The sequence below is a fragment of the Thiohalophilus sp. genome (assembly GCF_031581315.1).
Taxonomy (GTDB): domain Bacteria; phylum Pseudomonadota; class Gammaproteobacteria; order UBA6429; family Thiohalophilaceae; genus Thiohalophilus.
This window is the reverse complement of the sequence record NZ_JAVLAZ010000085.1, coordinates 8146-10066: the sequence shown is the minus strand read 5'-3', so window position 1 is coordinate 10066 and position 1921 is coordinate 8146. Positions and strand designations below refer to the sequence as shown.

The window sequence follows — 1921 nt, the reverse complement described above, 5'->3', positions numbered from 1 at the left end:
CGCGCCGCTGGATCGATCCAATGTCGATACCGACGCGATCATTCCCAAGCAGTTTCTCAAGTCGATCAAGCGTACCGGTTTCGGACCGAATCTGTTCGACGAGTGGCGTTATCTGGATCACGGCGAACCGGGCAAGGACAACAGTAACCGGCCGATCAATCCGGATTTCGTGCTCAACCAGCCACGTTACCAGGGTGCGCAAATTTTGCTGGCGCGGGAGAACTTCGGTTGCGGCTCCAGTCGCGAGCATGCGCCCTGGGCGTTGCTCGACTACGGCTTTCGGGTGATTATCGCGCCCAGCTATGCCGACATCTTCTATAACAACTGTTTCAAAAACGGCATCCTGCCCATCGTGCTGGACAGTGAGACCGTGGATAAGTTGTTCAAAGCTGTCGAAGCGCAGGAAGGCTATCAATTGACGGTCGATCTCGAACAGCAGCAGATTCGCACGCCGGATGGTGACGTGATTCCCTTCGAGATCGACGCCTATCGCAAACAGCGCCTGCTCGAAGGCCTGGACGACATCGGCCTGACCCTGCAGCACGCCGACGAGATCCGTGCCTACGAGGAACAGCAACGTCAACAAAGACCCTGGTTGTTCAGTCAGTAAGCATGGTCTCTGGGAAGCAACGCGGAGTTCGCGGAGGCGCGGAGCCGCGGAGGAAAACAAATTAATTATTTCTCCGCAGCTCCGCGTTAAATAGAGGTAATTGAAAGAAGAACAACAGCGTCGTCAGTAACGCCCCTGGCTGTTCCGTTAATGAGCTGACGCTCTGGAAATCAATACGGAGTTCGAGGAGGCGCGGAGTCGCAGAGGAAAACAAATTAATGATTTCTCCGCGTCTCTGCGACTCCGCGTCCTCCGCGTTAAATAAACTGAAATGGAAAAGAGAATAACCCTATGACGAAAAAGATTCTGGTACTGCCCGGCGATGGTATTGGTCAGGAGATCGTGGCCGAGGCGGTGAAGGTATTGGATGTTCTGCGCCAGGACGGCCTGGATATCGAACTGGACGAGGCGCTGGTCGGGGGGACGGCCTATGACGAGCATGGCACGCCGTTGCCCGACGAAACCCTGAATCTCGCCAAGGAGGCCGATGCGATTTTGCTCGGCGCGGTTGGCGGTTATAAATGGGAGTCGCTGGAGATCGCGGTCCGCCCGGAGAAGGGCCTGCTGGGGCTGCGTTCGGAACTGGAACTGTTTGCCAATCTGCGCCCCGCAATTCTCTATCCGCAACTGGCCGATGCCTCGACATTGAAGCCGGAAGTGGTCTCCGGGCTGGATATCATGATCGTGCGCGAGCTGACCGGCGGCATTTACTTTGGCCAGCCGCGCGGCATTCGTACCCGCGAGGACGGCCAGCGCGAAGGCTACAACACGCTGGTTTACAGCGAGTCGGAGATCGAACGGATCGCCCGGGTGGCGTTCGATATCGCCCGCAAGCGCAATCACAAGGTCTGCTCGGTGGACAAGGCCAACGTGCTCGAATGCACCGAGTTGTGGCGCGAAGTGACCACCACGGTCGGCAAGGAGTATGACGACGTGGAACTGAGCCACATGTACGTGGATAACGCCGCCATGCAACTGGTTCGTGAGCCCAAGCAGTTCGACGTGATGGTTACCACCAACATGTTCGGGGATATTCTCTCCGATGCGGCGGCCATGCTGACCGGTTCCATCGGCATGCTGCCCTCGGCCTCGCTGGATGCCCACGGCAAGGGGATGTACGAACCGATCCACGGCTCGGCCCCGGACATTGCCGGGCAGAACGTGGCCAATCCGCTGGCGACCATCCTCTCCGTGGCCATGATGCTGCGCTATTCCCTGGATGAGCCAGATATGGCCGAGCGGATCGAAACAGGAGTGAATGCGGTGCTGGATCAGGGACTGCGTACCGCCGACATCTTCCAGGAAGGCACA

The 1921-nt window shown here is 58.0% G+C and carries 2 protein-coding genes; both read left to right on the top strand.

What is annotated here, in order from left to right; all coding sequences use genetic code 11:
• Nucleotides 1–610, top strand: a 610-nt coding sequence (gene leuD / locus RI563_RS10975; protein ID WP_317622884.1) for a 3-isopropylmalate dehydratase small subunit, incomplete at its 5' end; no start/stop codon positions are given.
• A 291-nt stretch (nt 611–901) separates the two neighbouring features.
• A partial coding sequence (gene leuB / locus RI563_RS10970; RefSeq protein ID WP_310694427.1) for a 3-isopropylmalate dehydrogenase occupies nt 902–1921 on the top strand: 1020 nt, incomplete at its 3' end.